The organism is Sutcliffiella horikoshii, assembly GCF_021991925.1.
Taxonomy (GTDB): Bacteria; Bacillota; Bacilli; order Bacillales; family Bacillaceae_I; genus Sutcliffiella_A; species Sutcliffiella_A horikoshii_F.
This window is the reverse complement of sequence record NZ_RXZI01000004.1, coordinates 165,880-188,295: the sequence shown is the minus strand read 5'-3', so window position 1 is coordinate 188,295 and position 22,416 is coordinate 165,880. Positions and strand designations below refer to the sequence as shown.

18 protein-coding genes and 1 riboswitch are annotated in these 22,416 nt (G+C 41.8%); of the genes, 14 read left to right on the top strand and 4 right to left on the bottom strand.

The genetic code is table 11. The annotated features are described in order from the left end of the window. Nucleotides 1-120 precede the first annotated feature (120 nt). Nucleotides 121-1,803 (top strand): glycoside hydrolase family 13 protein, encoded by a 1,683-nt coding sequence (locus EKQ44_RS13145; RefSeq protein ID WP_237664010.1) that lies wholly within the window; start codon nucleotides 121-123, stop codon nucleotides 1,801-1,803. A 210-nt stretch (nucleotides 1,804-2,013) separates the two neighbouring features. After that, the gene (locus tag EKQ44_RS13140; protein WP_237664092.1) at nucleotides 2,014-3,513 is read left to right on the top strand and encodes a bifunctional GNAT family N-acetyltransferase/carbon-nitrogen hydrolase family protein; all 1,500 of its coding nucleotides are present in this window, start codon (nucleotides 2,014-2,016) and stop codon (nucleotides 3,511-3,513) included. A 710-nt stretch (nucleotides 3,514-4,223) separates the two neighbouring features. Here the strand turns inward: EKQ44_RS13140 and EKQ44_RS13135 are convergent. After that, nucleotides 4,224-4,640 carry a DUF4395 domain-containing protein gene (locus EKQ44_RS13135; RefSeq protein ID WP_237664009.1) on the bottom strand — a complete coding sequence of 139 codons (417 nt, stop codon included), beginning with the start codon at nucleotides 4,638-4,640 and terminating at the stop codon, nucleotides 4,224-4,226. Between the two features lie 176 nt (nucleotides 4,641-4,816). Between EKQ44_RS13135 and EKQ44_RS13130 the strand changes: the two genes are divergently transcribed. The 9 genes from EKQ44_RS13130 to EKQ44_RS13090 all read left to right on the top strand — a co-directional run bounded on the left by EKQ44_RS13130 (nucleotide 4,817) and on the right by EKQ44_RS13090 (nucleotide 15,533). Then, the gene (locus EKQ44_RS13130) at nucleotides 4,817-5,719 is read left to right on the top strand and encodes an AEC family transporter (RefSeq protein WP_237664008.1); all 903 of its coding nucleotides are present in this window, start codon (nucleotides 4,817-4,819) and stop codon (nucleotides 5,717-5,719) included. Between the two features lie 60 nt (nucleotides 5,720-5,779). Beyond that, nucleotides 5,780-6,337 carry a glycerol-3-phosphate responsive antiterminator gene (locus tag EKQ44_RS13125; RefSeq protein WP_237664007.1) on the top strand — a complete coding sequence of 186 codons (558 nt, stop codon included), beginning with the start codon at nucleotides 5,780-5,782 and terminating at the stop codon, nucleotides 6,335-6,337. 22 nt (nucleotides 6,338-6,359) lie between these two features. Beyond that, nucleotides 6,360-7,850 (top strand): glycerol kinase GlpK, encoded by a 1,491-nt coding sequence (gene glpK, locus EKQ44_RS13120; RefSeq protein WP_237664091.1) that lies wholly within the window; start codon nucleotides 6,360-6,362, stop codon nucleotides 7,848-7,850. A gap of 342 nt (nucleotides 7,851-8,192) precedes the next feature. Beyond that, a complete protein-coding gene (locus tag EKQ44_RS13115; protein ID WP_237664006.1) occupies nucleotides 8,193-9,893 on the top strand; it encodes a glycerol-3-phosphate dehydrogenase/oxidase in 1,701 nt (566 codons plus the stop codon). 180 nt (nucleotides 9,894-10,073) lie between these two features. Continuing rightward, nucleotides 10,074-11,828, top strand: a complete 1,755-nt coding sequence (locus tag EKQ44_RS13110; protein ID WP_237664005.1) for a phospho-sugar mutase — start codon at nucleotides 10,074-10,076, stop codon at nucleotides 11,826-11,828. Between the two features lie 147 nt (nucleotides 11,829-11,975). After that, nucleotides 11,976-12,698 carry an SDR family oxidoreductase gene (locus EKQ44_RS13105; protein ID WP_237664004.1) on the top strand — a complete coding sequence of 241 codons (723 nt, stop codon included), beginning with the start codon at nucleotides 11,976-11,978 and terminating at the stop codon, nucleotides 12,696-12,698. Between the two features lie 396 nt (nucleotides 12,699-13,094). Beyond that, entirely contained in the window at nucleotides 13,095-14,234 is a 1,140-nt protein-coding gene (locus EKQ44_RS13100; RefSeq protein ID WP_331254662.1) for a GAF domain-containing sensor histidine kinase, read from the top strand. Then, nucleotides 14,231-14,863, top strand: coding sequence for a response regulator (locus tag EKQ44_RS13095; RefSeq protein WP_269151667.1), 633 nt, complete (start codon nucleotides 14,231-14,233; stop codon nucleotides 14,861-14,863). Before EKQ44_RS13100 ends, EKQ44_RS13095 begins: the two co-directional genes overlap by 4 nt. 130 nt (nucleotides 14,864-14,993) lie before the next feature. After that, a complete protein-coding gene (locus EKQ44_RS13090; protein ID WP_237664003.1) occupies nucleotides 14,994-15,533 on the top strand; it encodes an NADPH-dependent FMN reductase in 540 nt (179 codons plus the stop codon). Between the two features lie 85 nt (nucleotides 15,534-15,618). Here EKQ44_RS13090 and EKQ44_RS13085 read toward each other — a convergent pair whose 3' ends face one another. After that, nucleotides 15,619-15,876, bottom strand: coding sequence for a YhdB family protein (locus tag EKQ44_RS13085; protein WP_029326573.1), 258 nt, complete (start codon nucleotides 15,874-15,876; stop codon nucleotides 15,619-15,621). Between the two features lie 139 nt (nucleotides 15,877-16,015). On the opposite strand from EKQ44_RS13085, the gene EKQ44_RS13080 reads away from it, so the two are divergent. Next, on the top strand, nucleotides 16,016-17,044 hold the full coding sequence (locus EKQ44_RS13080; protein WP_237664002.1) for a M14 family zinc carboxypeptidase: 1,029 nt from the start codon (nucleotides 16,016-16,018) through the stop codon (nucleotides 17,042-17,044). Nucleotides 17,045-17,273: 229 nt separating this feature from the next. After that, a riboswitch (M-box (ykoK) riboswitch) is annotated at nucleotides 17,274-17,438 on the top strand. A 316-nt stretch (nucleotides 17,439-17,754) separates the two neighbouring features. Next, nucleotides 17,755-19,119: a magnesium transporter gene (gene mgtE / locus EKQ44_RS13075; protein WP_237664001.1), complete on the top strand. Its 1,365-nt coding sequence runs from the start codon at nucleotides 17,755-17,757 to the stop codon at nucleotides 19,117-19,119. An 86-nt stretch (nucleotides 19,120-19,205) separates the two neighbouring features. Here the strand turns inward: mgtE and EKQ44_RS13070 are convergent, their stop codons facing one another. Next, nucleotides 19,206-20,075 (bottom strand): sulfite exporter TauE/SafE family protein, encoded by an 870-nt coding sequence (locus EKQ44_RS13070; protein ID WP_237664000.1) that lies wholly within the window; start codon nucleotides 20,073-20,075, stop codon nucleotides 19,206-19,208. A 158-nt stretch (nucleotides 20,076-20,233) separates the two neighbouring features. Here EKQ44_RS13070 and EKQ44_RS13065 point away from each other — a divergent pair, with 158 nt between their 5' ends. Then, complete coding sequence (locus tag EKQ44_RS13065; protein WP_237663999.1) at nucleotides 20,234-21,649, top strand: SpoVR family protein; 1,416 nt, start codon at nucleotides 20,234-20,236, stop codon at nucleotides 21,647-21,649. Between the two features lie 24 nt (nucleotides 21,650-21,673). Here the strand turns inward: EKQ44_RS13065 and EKQ44_RS13060 are convergent, their stop codons facing one another. After that, nucleotides 21,674-22,288 carry an MEDS domain-containing protein gene (locus EKQ44_RS13060; RefSeq protein WP_269151666.1) on the bottom strand — a complete coding sequence of 205 codons (615 nt, stop codon included), beginning with the start codon at nucleotides 22,286-22,288 and terminating at the stop codon, nucleotides 21,674-21,676. Nucleotides 22,289-22,416 lie beyond the last annotated feature (128 nt).

The window sequence follows — 22,416 nt, the reverse complement described above, 5'->3', positions numbered from 1 at the left end:
ATTAATGTGAACATTTTTTGACGGTGCTAAAGAAAGCGGTTTCCAACTCCCCTGCTATCCTGTACAATTAATATTGGAATCGATTTCATATATTGTGATGGTAAAGGAGATAAAAATAGGATGACTACTAGGCAATGGTGGAAAGAAGCGGTTGTATATCAAATTTATCCCCGAAGTTTCAATGATTCAAATGGTGACGGTGTGGGGGATATCCAAGGTATCATTGAAAAATTGGACTATTTAAAAGAATTAGGGGTGGATGTCGTTTGGCTGTCCCCTGTATATACTTCACCGAATGACGACAATGGGTATGACATCAGTGATTATCGCAACATCATGGACGAGTTCGGGTCTATGGAAGATTGGGGAAAAATGCTTGCAGAAATGCATAAGAGAGAGATTAAACTTATCATGGACTTGGTGGTCAATCACAGTTCTGATGAGCATGAGTGGTTTGTGGAATCACGTAAATCAAAGGACAACCCGTATCGTGACTATTATATCTGGAAGCCAGGGAAGGATGGGGCAGAGCCGAACAACTGGGAGGCGACATTCGGTGGTTCCGCATGGGAATACGATAAACAGACGGACGAATACTTCCTTCATCTCTTTTCCAAGAAACAACCGGATTTAAACTGGGAGAATCCAAAACTTCGTCAGGAAGTCTATGATATGATGAAATTCTGGCTCGATAAAGGGATTGACGGGTTCCGAATGGATGTCATCAATTTCATTTCAAAAGTAGAAGGGTTACCTGATGGAGAAAAGGTAGAAGGTAAGAAGTATGTGTCCGGTCATCAGTATTTCATGAATGGTCCCCGCATTCACGAATTCCTTCAGGAAATGAATATGGAAGTACTTTCAAAATATGATGTTATGACGGTAGGGGAAATGCCGGGTGTCTCTCCAGAAGAAGGAAGGCTATATACTAGTGAAGATCGCAAGGAATTAAACATGGTCTTCCAGTTTGAACATATGGACCTCGATACCCAACCTGGAATGAACAAGTGGCACCTGAAGCCATTGGATTTACGTGATTTGAAAAGGTCACTTGGCAAATGGCAATCCGAGCTTGAGGATGGCGGATGGAACAGCTTATATTGGAATAACCATGATCAGCCCCGTATCGTTTCAAGATGGGGAGATGACATGGAGTACAGGGTCACTTCTGCAAAAATGCTTGCAACGTGTCTGCACATGATGAAAGGAACGCCATATATCTATCAAGGGGAAGAGCTTGGGATGACCAACATCAAGTTCGATTCGATAGAGGAATACAAGGATATAGAAACATTGAATATGTATAAAGAGAGAGTGGATGATCATGGAGAAAATCCAGAAGACATCATGCAGTCTATCTACACGAAAGGGCGGGATAACGCCCGAACACCAGTGCAATGGAATGACACGGTAAACGCGGGATTTACTTCAGGGACGCCATGGATCAGAGTGAATGAGAATTACAGGAAAATTAACGCGGAACAAGCGTTAGCAGACCAAGATTCTATATTCCATTACTATCGTAAATTAATCCGACTTCGCAAGCAGCATGAAATAATTGTATACGGGTCTTTTGACATGTTATATGAGAATCATACCGAAATTTTCGCGTATACACGTACTTTAGGTGACGAAAAGCTATTGGTTGTGACAAATTTCTCGGGAAATAATCATCATTTCGACACGAAAGATACATTTGACCTTAGTAATGCAGAATTGTTGATTAGTAACTATGAAGTTGGTGAAACAACAAGAAATTCTTTTGAACTTAAACCTTGGGAAGCGCGTGTATATAAGATTTAATGGATAAGGGACAGATCCCTTGACCCACTATTTTGGGCAAGGAGTCTGTCCTTTCATGTTTTGTGTTTCGTTATGATAAAATTGGGGAATAAGTAATATTGGGCTATTCTCCTTTTTTTTATTCAGAAACAGCCCTTCATGATTTTTTGTACATAAGGATAGGAGATGAAGGCATTGTCAAAAATCGATTTATCTAAATTTGAGAAAAAGATGATTATCAGAAATATAGAAATGAAAGACATAGATGATATTATTGCTTTGCAACATTTGTGCTTTCCTGGCATGCAGCCGTGGAAACCGGAGCACCTTGAAAGTCATTTGAATATGTTCCCAGAAGGGCAGCTCTGTGCAGAATATGATGGGGAAATTATCGGGTCCTGCTCAAGTTTGCTGATTAACTTCGATGAATATGATGACCGTCACACATGGGATGACATCACAGATGAAGGTTACATCACGAACCATAATCCAGACGGTTATAACCTTTATGGGATTGAAGTGATGGTGCATCCGGGCTACCGCCGAATGAAAGTCGGTCACCGCCTGTATGAAGCAAGGAAAGACCTTGCACGCAGACTGAATCTGAAAAGTATCATCATCGGTGGACGGATCCCGAACTATCATAAGTATGCAGGGGAGATGACACCACGAGAATATGTCAGACAAGTGATGCGTCATAAAATCTATGACCCGGTTTTATCTTTCCAGCTGTTGAATGAATTTACCTTAATGCGTATCAATCCGGGTTATCTTCCTGACGATGTCGCTTCCAATAAATATGCTACCCTGATGGAATGGAACAATGTGGAGTATATTCCACAGACAAAACGACACTTTAAAACCTCATTCCCTGTAAGGATTTGTGTAGTTCAATATATGATGAAATCCATCAGCTCCTTTGAGGAATTCGCCACACAAGTGGAGTACTACACGGATGTTGCGTCAGATGCCGGAGCCGACTTTGCAGTGTTTCCAGAAATCTTCACGACGCAGCTTATGAGTTTTCTGCATGAAAAGGTACCAAGTAAAGCGGTACAACGTTTAACAGAGTTTACAGAGCAGTATATCCAGCTCTTTACTGATCTTGCTGTAAAATATAACGTGAATATTATCGGAGGCTCCCATTTTGTGGAGGAAGATGAAAAGGTATTTAATATTGCTTATCTTTTCCGACGTGATGGAACAATCGAGAAGCAATATAAATTGCATATCACTCCGAACGAGCGTAAATGGTGGGGGATCAGCCGCGGTGACAGTGTACGTGTTTTTGATACAGACTGCGGTAAGATTGCGATACAAATCTGCTATGATATTGAGTTCCCGGAATTAGCCCGTATTGCTACTGAAAAAGGTGCGAACATTATCTTCTGTCCATTTAATACAGAAGACCGCCAAGGTTACTTACGCGTTCGTTACTGTGCCCAAGCTCGTGCAGTGGAAAATCAGATCTATACGGTTATTGCTGGAACTTGCGGAAACCTCCCACAAGTGGAGAACATGGATATCCAGTACTCACAATCAGCTATCTTTGCGCCGTCTGATTTCGAATTTGCAAGGGACGGGATTGTGGGAGAATGTAATCCGAATATCGAAATGGTAATCATCGGGGATGTTGACTTGGAAATTCTCCGTCGTCAGCGCCAATCAGGAACCGTGCGTCAGTTGAAGGACCGTCGCAGGGATGTTTACGAAATCAAGTATAAAAAGTAATAAAGAAGCGACCCTGTTATGGGGGTCGCTTTTTTAACGTTCAGTACTTTTTACAAGGGGAAAAGCTGGTTATGTTTTAATGTGTCCAGTGTATGAGGACAATGTTTGGGGTTTTTACAGAAAAAAGTCGTCATACGAGGTGTATGAGGACAATGTTTGGAGGTTTCTACAGGAAATGGTCGTCATACGAGGTGTATGAGGCCAATGTTTGGGGGGTTCTAGAGGAAATGGTCGTCATACGAGGTGTATGAGGACAATGTTTGGAGGTTTCTACAGGAAATGGTCGTCATACAAGGTGTATGAGGCCAATGTTTGGGGGTTTCTATAGGAAATGGTCGTCATACGAGGTGTATGAGGCCAATGTTTGGGGGTTTCTATAGGAAATGGTCGTCATACGAGGTGTATGAGGCCAATGTTTGGGGGTTTCTACAGGAAATGGTCGTCATACAAGGTGTATGAGGACAATGTTTGGAATTTTCTACGGAAAAAGGTCGTCATACGAGGTGTATGAGGCCAATGTTTGGGATTTTTACAGAAAAAGGTCGTCATACGAGGTGTATGAGGACAATGTTTGATTTTTTCCACTCCCAATGAGGACATTGTTAGCCTCTTAAAAGAGATAAAGTCTATTTACAATTTATTAATCACTTTAGGACAAAGAAAAATGAACTCCAAAGAGGAGTTCACATCAACAAAATTATTTCATCACGTTAATTAGCGCGACGATATCTATACTGCTGCCACTGAAACCTGATAAAACATCCTATGCAAAAGCCCATCAAGGCAACACCAGAGGCGACTCCTACCATAATGGCAAACGCATACCCAACAATGACAAACCCGGTATAAAATCCAATCAAAGCAAGTGCCAAGCAGGCAACCGCGATGGTCTGATTAAATTGAAGCTGGGCAACATCTTCTTGTGGATAGGACCCTGGAGGCTTGGAAAGGAATTTCCTTGCTACACTAATAACTGGGTTCCACTTTAGCGATAATCCCATAAGCCCTGCAAGTAAAGGTACCGCCATCAGAAAATATAAGCCGGTTGTAAGGGACAGGATAACGGACGTCAATATGAACCATTGATTAAAGGTGACCAAGGGTTTTGGTAAAGTGTTATTTTTCATATATAATTAATCCCACCTGTATAATCGGATATTTGTTAGTTACATCATACTCCATTCAAGTATAGAAGTGCAATGATTAAAAACTGGTAAGAAGATAAATGTCAAAAGTTTTGATAGTATAGTAAGTACAAAATAGTCACACACAATTAATTTACATAAGATTTGGGGAGAGCAGATTGATATTTTTTGAGGTAATATTACCGGTTTTCATGATATTTGCAATAGGGTTTATTGGACAGAAGACAATTGGATTTGATGTAAAAGCATTGTCGAAGATGGCGATGTATCTTTTGTCACCTGTTCTTGTATTTAGGACTTTCTACGTGAACGACTTTTCCAGTGACCACTTATATATCATCATATATTGCTGTTTGCTTTGTTTTTCATTAATCATTTTTACCTACTTTGTTGCATGGGCAAGGAAATATTCCAAATCGGAAACATGTGGTCTCATCCTATCCTCAAGTTTCATGAACAATGGAAATTACGGGACACCTGTTGCCCTGTTGCTCTTTGGTGCAGCAGGATTTGAGTATGCAATTGTTCTGATGGTCATTCAGTCCCTGCTCATGGCAACAGTTGGAGTATATTATGCGGCAAAAGGGAGTCCGGACAACGATGGCATCCGTTCGGCACTTATGTCGGTGGTGAAAATGCCAATCATGTATGGAGCAATTATTGGACTCCTTTTCCAAGGGATATCAGTCCCCGTTTCAAAACCTATCATGCAGGCGGTCCACTTGGTGGCAGACGCAACCATTCCTGTTATCATGGTCATTCTTGGAATGCAACTTGCGAAAATATCTATCCGTACAACCGCAAAGGAGAAATTGCTCTACGCTCTTTCTATAAAACTGATCGTTTCACCATTCATTGCATTTCTGTTTACGCTGGTGCTTCCGGTGGATCCGATGATCAAACAGTTGATGATTATCATGGCAGCGATGCCGGCCGCGGCGAATACGACTATGTATGCTTTGGAATTCAATACAGAGCCTGAATTCGTTTCAAGCGCGACCTTAATCAGTACGTTATTGACCCTCATCACGTTGCCGTTGATGTATTGGTTGGTGCTGTAAGTGTGAGCTTTTTATTTTACCAGTCTCATATTATAATTCATTAAAAACGGGAGGCTTCCCATGACTTTTCAAAACCAGACCATCCTACCTGCAGTGAAGAACGGTAAAACACTAGAACTCTTTTTACAAAGCAGCTACGAGTATGGTGTTATATTAGACAGTCAACTTTCACAGATTCCCAGTTTCATCAAGGCCGCAAAAAGGGAAAAGAAGAAACTGTTCATTCATGTCGACTTGATACAGGGAATCAAGAACGATGAGCATGCAGCGGAGTTTCTCTGTCAGACACTGAAGCCTGCAGGGCTGGTGTCCACGAGAGCAGCAGTGATCACAAAGGCAAAACAGCGTGGGATCTATGCCATTCAGCGATTGTTTTTGCTGGATTCAAATGCGGTGGAAAAGAGTTATCAGGTAATAAAGAAGGTGCAACCAGATTTTATTGAAGTTCTTCCAGGTGTGGTTCCTCACATGATCCAGGAAGTGAAGGAGAAAACGGGAATACCGGTTTTTGCTGGTGGACTGATCCGCACAATAGAGGATGTGGATCGTGCGATAGGAGCAGGAGCCACGGCGGTCACTACATCCAAGCAGGAACTTTGGGAGCATTACTCGAAATGATTAAAGTGGAGGAGGAGAGATGATGGAAACGTATATTTTATCATTGGACCAGGGGACCACAAGCTCCAGGGCCATTCTTTTCAATAAAAAAGGGGAGCCGGTCTATACGGCACAAAAGGAATTCAAACAGTATTTTCCAAAGTCAGGCTGGGTGGAACATAACGCAAACGAGATTTGGAGCTCCATTCTAGCAGTCATCGCATCTTGTCTTTCAGAGTCCGGGGTCAAACCGGAACAGGTGGAAGGGATAGGTATCACTAATCAACGGGAAACAACAGTTGTATGGGATAAGCATACAGGTCAGCCGATACATAATGCCATCGTTTGGCAATCAAGGCAAACGGCAGCCATATGCGAGGAATTGAAAGCTGCAGGGCATGAAGAGAAAATCCGGGAGAAAACGGGACTTCTTGTGGATGCATACTTTTCGGGAACCAAGGTGAAATGGCTCCTTGACCATGTGGAAGGGGCAAGGGATAAAGCGGAACAAGGTGATTTGCTTTTCGGCACCATTGATACGTGGTTGATCTGGAAACTTTCAGGCGGTAAAGCACATGTAACAGATTATTCAAATGCCTCCAGAACGCTTCTTTTCAATATCCATGAATTAAAATGGGACGAAGAATTAATGAAAATCATAGGTGTGCCTGCAAGGATGCTTCCGGAAGTGAAAGCATCATCGGAAGTGTATGCAAAGACGGTCGACTTTCACTTCTTTGGTCAAGAGGTTCCCATTGCTGGTGCTGCAGGTGACCAGCAGGCTGCCTTGTTTGGTCAGGCTTGCTATGAAAAAGGAATGGCGAAAAACACGTATGGCACAGGATGCTTCATGCTCATGAACACTGGCGATAAAGCGATACAGTCAGACAATGGCTTGTTGACTACCATCGCTTGGGGGTTGGATGGAAAAGTGACCTATGCATTGGAAGGAAGTATTTTTGTTGCAGGATCAGCGATTCAGTGGCTTCGGGATGGACTTCGAATGTTCAAAGATGCGAGTCAGAGTGAAGAATATGCCATGCGAGTCGAATCATCTGAAGGGGTATATGTCGTACCAGCCTTCGTGGGACTTGGTACTCCTTATTGGGATAGTGATGTTCGCGGTGCAATGTTCGGGCTTACGCGCGGAACTTCCAAAGAACATTTGATCAGAGCGACGCTGGAATCGTTGGCCTATCAGACGAAAGATGTACTAACGGCAATGGAACAAGATTCCGGGATCTCCTTGAAAGCCTTGAGGGTTGATGGTGGTGCGGTGAAGAATAACTTCCTCATGCAGTTCCAGAGTGATATATTACGTGTGGGAGTGGAGCGACCAGTGGTGAATGAAACGACGGCACTTGGTGCGGCATATTTGGCAGGCCTTGCAGTTGGTTTCTGGAAAGATCAAGAGGAGATCGCCTCACAATGGCAAAAGGATAATACCTTTAATCCTGAAATGATGGAAGAAGATCAAGAAAAGCTTTACGAAGGATGGAAAAAAGCGGTTCATGCAACTATGGCTTTTAAGTAAGCGCTGCATATGATATAGTAGTGATAAGTTAATAAGACGGTTGGAGATTAGGAGAGACCACAGAACATATTCAGAGCCTTTGCTTTGTCTATGTTTCCTGTGGTCTCTTTTTGTATGGCTCTTTTCTCAAAGATTGTTGCTATATCCTTGTAAAAAGTCGGCAATTGGACTTTTTACTGCTTTCATGCTCTATTAGGTGCAAGTAGTTTCTCAAGTACGGCAGGGAAAAGAGCACGACAGTAAAAAAAATAACGGTTACTGTATCCATACGAAAAAGCAACAAAGTTTACGAAAAGTGCCTATTGTTTATATACATACTAATAGAGATGGAGGGCGTTACAGATGAAGAAACTTACATTCGCAGGCTTTAATCGAGGACTCTTATTGGAAAAGATGGCTGAGGAAACATACGATGTCCTGGTAATTGGCGGAGGTATAACGGGCTGTGGAATTGCACTCGATGCCGCCACTCGCGGAATGAAAACGGCTGTAGTGGAAATGCAGGACTTTGCTGGTGGAACATCAAGCAGGTCGACAAAACTTGTTCACGGAGGCTTGCGTTATTTGAAACAGCTCGAAGTGAAGATGGTTGCGGAGGTCGGCAAAGAAAGAGCGGTCGTGTATGAGAATGGTCCGCATGTCACCACACCGGAGTGGATGCTTTTGCCGATCTATCAAGGCGGAACATTCGGAAAGTACTCCACCTCCCTTGGATTGAAAGTGTATGATTTCCTTGCCAATGTAAAAAAGACAGAGCGCAGGAAGATGTTAGATGCAACGGAAGCACAGAAACGTGAACCTCTACTGAATAGCAAAGGTTTAAAAGGTGGGGGTGTCTATGTTGAATACCGCACAGATGATGCCAGGCTTACCATAGAAGTCATGAAAGAAGCCATCAAGCAGGGGACCGAGGCAGTAAACTATGCAAAAGTGGAGAAGCTTCTTTACGAGAACGGAAAAGTTGCTGGAGCACTAGTAGTAGACCAGCTTAGTAAAAAAAGCTATAAAATTCGCGCCAGGAAGATAGTTAATGCCGCAGGTCCATGGGTGGACACGCTCCGTGAGATGGACCGCTCGAAAAAAGGGAAGCACCTTCAACTGACAAAGGGAATTCATTTGGTCTTTGATCAGAAAAAGTTCCCACTCAAGCAGGCTATTTATTTCGACACAGAGGATAAGCGGATGATTTTTGCCATCCCAAGAGCGGGAAAAACATATGTGGGCACGACTGATACGGTCTATACAGATGATAAGGTTCATCCAAGGATGACGAAGGAAGATAAGGCTTACGTTCTTTCGGCCATAAAATTCATGTTTCCTTCCGTACAATTGGAAGAATCGGATATTGAGTCCAGTTGGATAGGATTGCGACCACTTATCCATGAAGAAGGAAAGTCCGCATCAGAGATCTCGAGGAAGGATGAGGTTTGGGTATCAGAATCAGGACTGATTACGATAGCAGGAGGAAAATTGACAGGATATCGAAAAATGGCCGAGATGGTGGTGAATTTGCTGAACAAGCAGTTAAACAAGGAGGGTGGAAAGAAATATGGAGCTTCCAAAACAAAGAAAATGCCCATATCTGGAGGTGATGTAGGTGGTTCCCACAATTTCCCTCGTTTTGTAGCAAAAAAGAGTGAAGAGGGATTAGCCTATGGATTTACGGTGGAAGAAGCAAGAAGGCTTGTATCCATGTATGGTTCCAATATTGATAAGTTATATAAAATAGCGGAAGCGGAGCGGGGGAAGGCAGTCCAGCTTGGGTTACCGATTGATGTGTATGTTCAATTGATTTACGCTATCCGTGAAGAGATGGCTGCAACCCCACTTGATTTTTTCATCAGACGAACAGGCGCCATGTTTTTTAATATCGATTGGGTGAAGAAATGGAAACAAAAAGTATTGGATTGCATGGAAAGAGAGCTTGTCTGGAGCGGACCACAGAAGGATAAATTCAGTCAAGAACTAGACCGTCATCTTCGTGATGCCGTGACGGCAGTGGATGAAGAGGAGCCTGAGCCCTCAGTGAGTAAAATTGGATAAATAAAATAGATTGGAAAAGGAATTGTGAATGCGATTCCTTTTCTTTTTTAGTATAATAATGAGTGAAAACGTTCACGTACGCGTAATTTGTCATAATTCGACGTATTTTTTTTGCAGGAAGCATTAGTATGGAAGTAGAAGTCTTACTGTATCCTGATAAACGCAAGGAGGAAAAGACAGATGAAATGGATGGAGAAATTTGACCTTTGGGAGTCACACACCAAACTTGATGAAGAGATGGTCAAGCTGATAAAAGAAATGAAGCACGATGACAAGGCGAAAGAAGAAAGTTTCTATAAAGAATTGGAATTTGGTACAGGTGGAATGCGAGGGGAAATCGGAGCTGGTACGAACCGAATGAATATATATACCGTCCGAAAAGCGTCGGAAGGTTTGGCACGCTACATAGAATCCTTCGGTGAAGAAGCGAAAAAAGGCGGAGTTGCCATCGCTTACGATTGCCGTCATAAATCTCCAGAGTTTGCAATGGAAGCAGCCAAAACATTGGCAAGCCATGGTATCCAGACGTATGTATTCGAAAGCCTGCGTCCTACGCCAGTGTTATCATTTGCTGTACGATATTTGAAAGCATTCTCCGGGATCGTGGTTACTGCGAGCCATAACCCTCCAGAATATAACGGCTACAAAGTGTATGGTCCAGATGGCGGACAATTACCGTTGTTTGAAGCGGATCAGGTTATATCAAAAGTAAAAGAAGTAGAAAATGAGCTGGAAATTCAAGTTTCTTCAGAAGAAGAATTAAAAAATAAGGGCCTGATTAAAATCATTGGCGAAGAACTGGACAAGGAGTACTTGAAGCAACTTACTACCATCAGTGTACACCCAGAGTTAGGTGAGCAAATGGGCGAGGATGTGAAGGTGGTATTTACTCCTTTACATGGAACAGCTAATCTGCCAGTTTGCGAAGGCCTTTCTGCACTTGGGTATAAGAATGTAAAAGTGGTGGCTGAGCAGGAACAGCCAGATCCGAACTTCTCCACTGTCTCATCTCCTAACCCCGAGGAGCATGCAGCATTTGAACTGGCAATCCGTGATGGCAAGGAAATCGATGCTGATATCTTGATTGCAACAGATCCTGATGCAGACCGCCTTGGAGTTGCAGTCAAAGATGCTGCTGGGGAGTATGTGGTGTTGACTGGTAATCAGACAGGTGCCCTGTTCTTACACTATTTATTGTCTGAAAAGAAGGCGACAGGTACCCTTCCTTCAAACGGTGTTATGCTGAAAACGATTGTAACATCGGAATTCGGCCGTGTTATCGCAGACAGCTACGGAGTGGAAACGGTTGACACGTTAACAGGATTTAAGTTTATTGGGGAGAAAATCAAGCAGTATGAAGAGAGCGGGGAATATACTTTCTTATTCGGTTACGAAGAGAGTTACGGTTCCTTGATTTCTGATTTCGCCCGTGACAAAGATGCTGTACAAGCATGCATCATGGCAGTAGAAATTTGCGCATTCTACAAGAGACTTGGCAAGACCATGTATGAAGGGTTAATGGACTTGTATGAGGAGTATGGCTACTACCTGGAAGGCATGAAGTCCTTGACGTTAAAAGGGAAAGAAGGGGCAGAACAGATTGCTAACCTTCTGACGGCGTTCCGGGACACGCCACCAGCGAAAGTAGCAGGATATGCGGTTACAGCGATTGAGGATTACTCCACACAAGAAAGGCTAGTGGTGGAAACGAAAGATATAGAAAAAATGGAACTTCCAAAGTCAAATGTACTGAAATATTTCCTAGAAGACGGTACATGGGTATGTGTAAGACCTTCGGGTACAGAGCCGAAAATTAAGTTCTACATTGGGACTCAGTCTGAAACAATGGAACAGAGCAAAGAAAAGTTGGATACTATCTCCACTTCGTTGATGGAGAAAGTAGATCAATTTTTGAATAGTATTGGGAAAGCATAAGATAATATAGCTTGTGAAGGGGATGGAAAGGCGAGGTGGATCGCCTTTCCATTTCTTATGGGCCACACATACAGAAAACTAAAAATCACCCAATTTTTATGCGAAAAATATCTATTTGCTTATACATCACGAAAGGGTTGATCATGAATGTTGAAGAATCAAGTGGGGATCGTTACTGGAGCATCCCGAGGAATCGGAAAAGCCATCGCATATAAGCTTGCAGAAAAAGGTATGAAACTGGCATTGGTAGGCAGCTCGGATGACATACATAATGTTGAAGCGGAAATGAAAGAAAAAGGGTTTGACCAGGTAAAAGGGTATCAGGTGGATGTGTCTGAGGAAAAGTCAGTTGATGCTATGGTTTCAACGGTTATAAACGGTTTTGGAGGAGTAGATGTTCTCGTCAATAATGCCGGAATGGGCTTTTTCAAACTGGTAGAAGATACAACGGTGGAAGAATGGAGAAGAGTGTTTGATGTGAATGTGCAAGGCGTATTTCTCTGCTCAAAAGCGGTGCTGCCACATATGAAAGGAAAAAAGGCAGGGACCATCATCACCATTTCTTCTGATGTTGGGCGCTATACTATAGCAAACGGATCTGCATATACTGCCACTAAATATGCTGTTCAAGGTTTTAGCGGTTCATTGGCTCAAGAGGTTCGTGAATACGGAATTCGTGTAGGTACCGTGAACCCTGGTATGGTGGATAGCTATTTCAATAACTCCGAACAGGGAGTGGAGGATAAGAAGGATTGGTTGAAAGGTGAAGACATTGCCGAAGCGGTTGCTTATATGGCAAGTGCACCGAAGCATATGTTGATTGATGAAATAGTCGTGCATCCATTGGTGCAGAATTATCCGATAGCATAAAATTAGTTCAATATTAGGTGCCGTTTCAAGTAGAGTAGTTGTGCTTGAGGCGGTTTTTGTTTTTAGGTTGAAGTACGGGAATGGACGTCAAGACAATGAAGACCTCAATAAGCGGAAAACCAGGACGTCCATGTCTTCATCGTACATATGAAGACTTCAGTAAGCAGAAAACTAGTACTTCCAAGTCTTCATCGAACTTATGAAAACCCCTATCGGAGGAAATGACGTGTAAGAAGTCTTCATAATTACTCACAAAAAAGTTACGCTTCGCCCTTCAACTACGACCAAAGTCGTACAAAAACCCCGGACTTTTTCCGAAAGCCAAAAGGGATTCCCCCTGTTACAATAGAAAGATAATAATGACATGAAAGCTATACGAAACAAGGGGGCTTCAACGTGGTCCAGGAAAATCAAAGAATCCAAGAACTGAGAGCACTTAAAATCATTGCAGAATCGCTCAATCAAGCGAATGATTTACCAACGATGCTAGAAAGTGTGTTAAAAGAACTACTTCAAGTGACAAGCCTCCAAACAGGTTGGATTTACTTAATAGATGAAAAAGGGAAATACGAATTAGCTGCAGAGCATCAGTTGCCAGAGGCCCTAAAAAGTCACAATAAAAAAGCCATGTGTGACGGAGGGTGTTGGTGCCTTGATCGATATCAGGACGGCCGGCTCAAGCGTGCATCCAATATCATTGCCTGTAAAAGATTGGAGGATGCAGTTAAATATGAATGGGGGGAAACGAACAATATCACCCACCATGCAACAGTCCCATTACGCGCGGGAGAGGAAAAGTTTGGCCTGCTGAATGTAGCGGCACCGTCCAAAACACATTTTTCGGATACGGAGCTTGCACTTTTAGAGTCTGTTGCCTATCAAATTGGAACCGCGATCAAGCGAATCAGGCTTTCAGAAAATGAACAGCATTTGTCCATTTTGGCCGAACGGAACAGGTTGGCACGAGATCTGCATGACTCTGTGAATCAGCTTCTTTTTTCACTTGTGCTCACTGCCAGAGGGACTAAAGAGCTTACAACGGACCCGCAAATCATTGAGATGCTGACATACATGCAGGAGCTCTCCCAGGAAGCATTAAGTGAAATGCGTGCACTCATCTGGCAGCTTAGGCCGGAAGGGTTGGAAAATGGGGTCGTCAGTGCCTTACTCAATTATGGCAAAGTGCTTGGGCTCACCATTCATTCGGAAGTTAAGGGTGTTATCGACCTACCGAACCATATCGAAGAGTGCTTATGGCGCATTGGCCAAGAGGCATTGAACAATTGCAAGAAGCATGCGGGAAAAAAGAACGCTTGCTTGCTGATTGAAGTGAAAAACAAAAGAGTCTCGATGGAGATCAAAGACACAGGAGCAGGCTTTTCTTTTACACAAAGTGAAGAGATTCCTTCTTTAGGCTTAAGGAGTATGAAGGAACGAACCGAAGCCAAAGGAGGATCGTTCACACTGTTAAGTGAACTTGGCAAAGGTACACTTGTGCGGGTGGAACTGCCATTGACAAAGGAGGAAAAAAATTGATTAGAATTGTGATTGCAGATGACCACCACGTTGTAAGGAGAGGCTTGCTCTTTTTCTTGAAAACGCAAAAGGATATTGAGATTGTCGGGGAAGCAAAGAACGGGAAGGAAGCGGTGGAGCTAGCAGAAGCCCTGAAGCCGGATGTTGTCCTGATGGATTTGGTGATGCCGGAATTGGATGGAATTGAAGCAACCAAACAGATCATGGAACGAAAAATTCCGTCCAAGGTGTTGATCCTGACAAGTTTCTCTGATCAGGACCATGTTATCCCGGCCATACGTGCAGGGGCGTCCGGTTATCAACTCAAAGATGTGGAACCTGATCAGCTGATCGAATCTATACGTGCGGTCCATCGTGGGGAGAGCCAGCTCCATCCGAAGGTAACTTCCCATGTGATGTCCCATTTTTCAAGGGGAGTGGGAAATAAGACCCTCCATGAGGATCTTACAAAAAGAGAACTGGAAGTTTTAGCGGAGATTGCAAAGGGGAAAAGCAATAAAGAAATTGCCTCCGCTCTATTCATCACCGAAAAGACAGTGAAGACGCATGTCTCCAATATTTTAGCCAAATTGGAAGTGGCAGATAGGACACAGGCGGCGTTATATGCCGTGAAACATGGCATTGCCTGACTTACGTACATCTTTAGTCGTAGAAAAAATGATTCGTTTTTCGTAGGGGAAGTTAGCTATTTCTTCCGATTTGCCAACACTCATTGTCGAATATACTGAAAGTATAAAGAAGTTGGAGGGAGTAGTTCATATGAAAATTTTAGCGATCAATGGAAGTCCAAGAAAAAGTGGACGTACAGGAATAGCTGCAAGATCTTTAAATAGGAAATACGGGGTGGAAATTATTGATCTAAGCGAGGGGGACATCCCATTATATAATGGTGAGGCTTATCAGGCAGAGCTTGATAATGTGAAATCTTTAAGGGAAAAGGTGAAAGAAGCAGATGCTGTCCTGTTACTTTCCCCCGAATACCATAGCGGTATGAGCGGTGCACTAAAAAACGCATTGGATTTCCTTGGCAGCGAACAGTTTCACAGCAAGCCTGTCGGATTGTTGGCAGTAGCTGGTGGTGGGAAAGGCGGTATCAATGCATTGAACAATATGCGTGTGGTGGGCCGTGGAGTATACGCGAATGTGATACCAAGACAGCTAGTTCTAGATCCGCATTGCTTTGATTATGAAAATGACACCGTGAATGCAGAGAGTGCGGAACTGGTGGATGCGTTATATAAAGAATTAGTAATGTATGTGAAAATGCGTGAATACCTGTTGCAGAGTGAAGAGGCCTGATTAAAGGCCTTTTTTTATTGAAAATTAAAAAACAGCAACCCAAGGCCGTCGCACCCCGGATCACTGTTTCACCTAAGAAATGGAATCACACCATATATCCGTGACTTATCTCATCCAATTGATCTTCTGTGCTCCTTGTTACAGCGTGATCAATATATCGTAATAGTTGATACAGATTCTTCTCGATCTCCTTGTAGTCCTTAGAGAAATTGTAGGAGTGAAGAAAATGCTCGATATTTTTGGAGAGGAAGTCATCTTTTGTCCGCACCATCAGGATAAGCAGGTTATCCCATTCTGAGCGGTGCGTGTAATATAACGCTCGATCATAATCAACTGTGTTCATCTGAATTCCTCGCCTCCTCTTGTTAAGGAGTGCTATTATTTTGTGTTAAAAAGCCAGGTTTTCCTCAATGAAAATGTTGGTCGTATCTCCAAACGAAAACTTACACAAAATAAATGAAATGCAATTCAGAGGTGTATAAATGAAGAGATGTAAAGCGGTCATTTTGATTTTGGTTATGATACAATTCCACCCCTCCTTTACACAGGCAGAGCAAATAGTCAACGCTCAGGAATGGTACACGTATGACAGGATGCGTGAAGACTTGAAGTTGCTGAAAAGAAAATATAGGGATGAGATGGTTATTAAGTTGGTTGGGAAATCTGAGTTCGGTCAAAATATTTGGGCTGCTAAATTAGGACATGGTAAAGATAACATCCTCATCCTAGGAGGGCACCATGGTCGAGAATGGCTTACCACAAGTCTTGTCATGACAAAGTTGGAATATTACTTACATGCATATAAAACAAATCAAAAAATATTCGGATACGATTCAAAAGTTTTGGATGAAGTCTCTATTTGGTTCATCCCAATGGTGAATCCTGATGGGATCCGAATTCAACAAGAAGGAATAGGATTCTTACCCAAACAATATCAGAAACGATTAGTGGAGATGAACAATAACAGCACTGATTTTGATCGTTGGAAAGCAAATGGGCTTGGAATAGATTTGAACAGGCAATATCCAGCAGGCTGGGAAAGCATCAAAGAAAAAACGATCGATCCTTCTTACCAATACTACAAAGGGAAATTCCCTATGCAGGCGAAAGAGGTCAAAGCGGTTGTGACTTTTACAAGAGAGATCGATCCTTTGATGGCAGTCACCTACCATTCCTCAGGTCGGGTTTTATATTGGTATTTCAAAAATGATCAGACAGTTGTAAAGCGGGATAAAAAAATAGCTGATCAATTATCAGCAATCACAGGGTATCCCCTTGATCAGCCAGAGGAACATGCTGTAGGTGGAGGGTTTTCCGACTGGTTCGTAACAGAGTTCAAAAGGCCGTCGTTTACTCCCGAAATATCATACTTTGTGGAAGATACAAACCCACCAATATCTGTCTTTCAGGAAGAGTGGAATCGCAATAAGAAGGTTGGAATTTATCTCGCAGCCAAGTCCAAAAATCTGTTTCTCAACAGTAATGTTTCCTCTAATAATGAGGCAGAATAACTTAGAAGTAATGGAAGTGGTTTGTATGGAAGGAATATGGGGTATTTAATAGTTTAGATATTAGATAAAAGAAGAAGAAGCCCTTAAACATATATTGTAGCGCTTACATTTCAGTGTGAAAAGAAACAGATCAAAAAATCGTCATCCAAGAGAAAAAGCGTTGCCGAAAAAGGTTGACACAATCCGTTTTCCCCTTGTAGAGTAGTAATTGTGAAACTCAAAATAACTCATTTACCTTCGTTAGGTGAGGCTCCTGTGTGGAGATATGCTGCTGCCCAGAAACGTCCAAAGACGCCAATGGGTCAACAGAGACCATCGATATAAGGTGGTATTTAATGCAGCTGGATTTTTTCCTATGCCACACAGTGCTAAAGCTCTACGAATGAGGGAAATCATAAGGATTAACCATGCCTTCATGCACCTTCATTCATTGGATGACAGGTGCTTTTTTTAATGGGAGTGGGAACGCGAATTCCATGATTTTCCTCTAGTGCCAAAAGGGAACACCTCTGAAAAGTAACAGAGAGTTACACAAAAAAATTTAAAGATAAATCAAGGTGGTGGTAACGAAAATGGATAGTAGTCCAAGTCCGAGGACGAAAATTATAAGAAGTACAAGAGAATACATACCATTTTTAGTTATCCACCCCAATGGTAAATTTAATGGTGTGATTCCTTGTGCTCCTTAGCACGCAGAGGAGGCAAAGCTCATGGTGAAAAACATGACAGAGGATCAAATCATATTAAACATTATAAGTTTTTTAAAAGAGGGAAAAAGAAAAGCATTTCAAGATATCATTGAAGAACTTCAGCCATATGATACAGGAATCATCTATCAACAGCTACCCGAAAAGCACAAGGTGCGTTTTTTAACATATTTGACAATTGATCAATTGACAGCATTAATCGGTGAGCTTAACCAGGAACTTCAGTTAGAAATTTTACAGAAAATTGGTGTGGATAAATCAGCCAAGGTCATGGATTTAATGGATAATGATGATCTTGCCGTATTATTTGAAGAAATGGATCCAGAAACAAAAAGTGGATTCTTATCAAAAATGAACAAAGAAGAATCGACTGCTGTTCAGGATTTAATGAAATATGAAGCTGAAACAGCTGGCCGATTGATGACTAACCGTTATGTATGGATTCCTCAGGAATATACGGTTAGAGAAGTGGTTGATAAATTAAAGACCTTTGCTGAATTGGCAGAGACAATCAACTATTTATATGTAATTGATGAACACAAAAGGCTTGTAGGAGTTGTCTCCTATCGAGACCTAATATTAGCTGATGCAGATGAAAAGATACAAGATATCATGTTTTCACGTGTAATATCTGTCCATGTGGATACTGACCAAGAAGAAGTGGCACAAGTAATCGAGCGTTATGATTTCTTGGCTGTACCAGTAGTCGATGATGAGAAAACACTTATAGGGATTGTAACGGTCGATGATGTAATCGATGTCGTTATTCAAGAGGCAAATGAGGATATTGAAAAACTCTCCGCATCGGGTAAGGATATCGACTTCGATACCCCAGCACTAGTTGCATCTAAAAGAAGGCTTCCATGGCTTATTTTATTATTATTTATTGGACTAATTTCAGGTAGTATCATAAGTGGATTCGAAGCAACGTTAGATGAAGTAGTGGCATTAGCATTTTTTATGCCGATGATAGCTGGAATGACAGGTAACACTGGAACACAATCATTAGCGGTGGTTGTACGTGGGTTAATCTCTAAAGAAATTGATAAAAAGGTTGTCTTTAGATTGGTATTGCGTGAATTCAGAGTAGGGATCACCATAGGTATAACTTGTGCAATATTAATAACATTGATAGCTTATGTATGGCAAGATGGTAACTGGGTTTTAGGTGTCGTTGTAGGGTCGTCTTTATTCCTGACATTAATAATAGGAACGCTAGCAGGTACCATTATACCTTTGATCCTATATAAACTTAACATTGACCCAGCAATAGCATCCGGGCCTCTGATCACCACTTTGAACGATATTTTATCGTTAATGATCTACTTTGGTATCGCAACAGCATTTTTATCCTATTTGGCTTCCTGATAGAGTATGAAAAGTAAATGAAAAAAACCGTTCTTCCCATCTATAATGAAGAACGGTTTTTTTATTTGTGATAAAAGATTCTTACATTACAAGGAGGGCTGTACTTTTTTTCTTAGAAGCCTAGTAATGAGGAAAATATTAATGAAAATTGTATAGCACCCTAAGGCGATTAAGCCGACAGTAGAAAGCTCGAGCATCTCTAATATCAAGGAGAGCATGGTCACAATATACAGGAACCCCAAGAGTTTCTGGATGCTTCTGCTTTTGAAGAAGGAAGTGGCCCGTGCCCCCAGCTGAGAGCCGATAATTGCTCCTGCGATTAAAAGCAGTCCTACCCTGAAGTTGATTGGATTATTGATCGCATATGTAATGAATCCTGCACTGACAATCAAAATAACCCCAGCCAAGCTTGTTGCGACAGCCTGTTTGGAAGAGAAAGCATAGTAAGCGATCAACAATGGCACAATGATAAATCCACCACCTACGCCAAGCGTTGTGGATAAAAACCCTGCAATAATTCCAATGAAAATGAATTTCAGGATTCCTTGGCCTTTTGCAGACGCATCGTAAGGTGTTTTTGTAGAATCTTTCTCCTTCTTTAACATCTTATATGCAAAATAAGTCAGTAAAGCAAGATACAGAATTGGAACAACGGTCGTATCGTATCCATTTGATTCAAGCCAGCTGACGACTGGATAGGCGACCTGTGTGGCCACTACACCACTCGCCCCAATAATCAAGGCTGCCTTCCATTGGATATTCTTCATTTTGAAATGTGCATACACTCCTGCCAACGATGTGCCGATTGTATAGAGGAGACTTGTCGAAATAGCCTCAATGGGGGTATACCCCAACAATAGAAGCACAGGTGTCAGGACAAGCCCCCCACCAATGCCGAAAAAACCGGAAAGCATACTGATGGAAAAGCCTAATAGGATGAAAAGTAGAAACTCCATATATGTAAAAACCCCTTTAATAATCTCTAAAATAGTATAACATTCCTTGCCTATAGTTAACGTGAATTAAGGAAAAATGTTGTCTTTGAACAATCCCCTCTCATGATATTGTCACCTTGTTCATACATTGTGATAAGAGGAAAAGGGAGGTAGTTTTAATGAAAGCAAATGACGAAAAGGCCTTATTTCATGCCATTGACGAGATTACCGAGATAGCAAAGGGCTTTGGACTGGACTTTTACCCAATGCGTTATGAAATTTGTCCTGCCGACATCATCTATACCTTTGGAGCCTACGGAATGCCTACACGCTTTTCCCACTGGAGCTTCGGGAAACAATTTCATAAAATGAAATTGCATTATGACTTGGGATTAAGCAAAATATATGAACTGGTGATCAACTCCAATCCCTGTTATGCCTTTTTACTGGATACTAACTCATTAATACAAAATAAGCTGATTGTCGCACACGTCCTGGCTCATTGTGACTTCTTCAAAAACAACTGTCGTTTCCAGAATACAAACAGGGATATGGTGGAAAGCATGGCAGCCACGGCAGAGAGGATCAAGCAATACGAACACGATTATGGAAAAAGGGAAGTAGAGGACTTCCTAAATGCGGTGCTTGCGATACAGGAGCATATCGATCCTTCCCTGGTCCGCTCCAAGCTTGCCTGGAGCATGGAGGATATGGAAGAAGAGGAAGAAGCACCTAAAAAAGTAAGTCAATATGATGATTTGTGGAATCTTGATAATAGAAGTAAACCGAAAGCAGTACCCAAAAAGAGAAAAAAGAAATTTCCTCCCCAGCCAGAAAAGGATATTCTTCTTTTTATCGAGCAATACAGCAGCGAACTTGAGGATTGGCAGCGTGATATTCTGACCATGATGCGTGAAGAAATGCTCTATTTCTGGCCACAGATGGAAACCAAAATCATGAATGAAGGCTGGGCTTCCTATTGGCATCAACGGATCCTTCGGGAAATGGACCTCACAAGCGACGAGGCCCTGGAGTATGCAAAGCTGAACGCCGGTGTTGTCCAGCCATCCAAAACAAGCATCAACCCATACTATCTTGGCATTAAAATATTTGAGGATATAGAAGAAAGATATAACAACCCAACGGAAGCGATGAAGAGGGATGGGGTGGTACCTGGCTCAGGACGGGAGAAAATGTTTGAGGTAAGGGAAGTGGAGTCAGATATTTCCTTCCTTAGAAACTACCTGAACAAGGATCTTGTCATGCGGGAGGATATGTACCTATTCCAAAAACAAGGCAAGGATTACAAAATTGTCGATAAAGCTTGGGAAGGGGTGCGCGACCAGCTGGTGAACATGCGGGTAAACGGTGGTTTCCCGTACATTACGGTAAATGATGGGGATTACTTACGAGCAGGGGAGCTTTATTTGAAACATTGGTTTGAGGGAATTGAGCTAGACCTTAAATACCTAGAGAAAGTAATGCCGTACATCTTTCAAATTTGGGGTAGACCTGTCCATATGGAATCGGTGATTGAGACCAAGAATGTATTGTTTACGTATGATGGCAAGAGTGTGCATCGGAAGTATATATAATAAAGAAAACCTTGAGGGAAGTCCTCAAGGTTTTTTATATAAGTTTGACACTGAAAAGCTTTCATCAGTCATTTGATAGTAATGTAACTTTTTTAAGATTAAATCTAACATTGGAGTGATTGAGTTGTGGGAGTAGGCACAAACCGAAACCATTTTTTCGTCCAGTACAAAATCGTCTATGGTTGCCTCATAGAGTTTTAACTTTTCTGCATCTGGATCATCTGAAGCCCATTCCACATTGGCCCATGTGCGGATAGAATTATTCTCCTCATTGAATAGTACTACATCTTTTGCAAAATGAGCTAACATAGCCTTTGTATTGAAGTCTCCACTTGCGAAATAGTAATCGAAATTATTTACTACTCGTATATTTGATTTTTGTGCCTCGTTAAAATGTTTATTTAATTCTGTGTTTATCTTCGGAATATTTTTCATGCTTTCTATGATAAGGATATTTTCATCCCTCTTGATTCCTGTGTTCACAAAAGATATTAAGTGGTCCATATAGACGTCTTTATCTTGAAAAAGATAATAGACGTGACCTACTGTAATACTCTCTAGACTTTGGGTCGATGATATAGTAATTGGTCTCACCTCTATATATGTATTTTCTTTCAACCGAAAAAAACAATCATTCATACCCCTATTAAGTTGTAACAAAATAGCTATACATAATTTGCTTATTCTAGAGGATTTCAACCTTCATTATAACACTAATGAAAAAATATACTTACTAATTTATTTTTTAGAAAATAAATAGGTGTCTT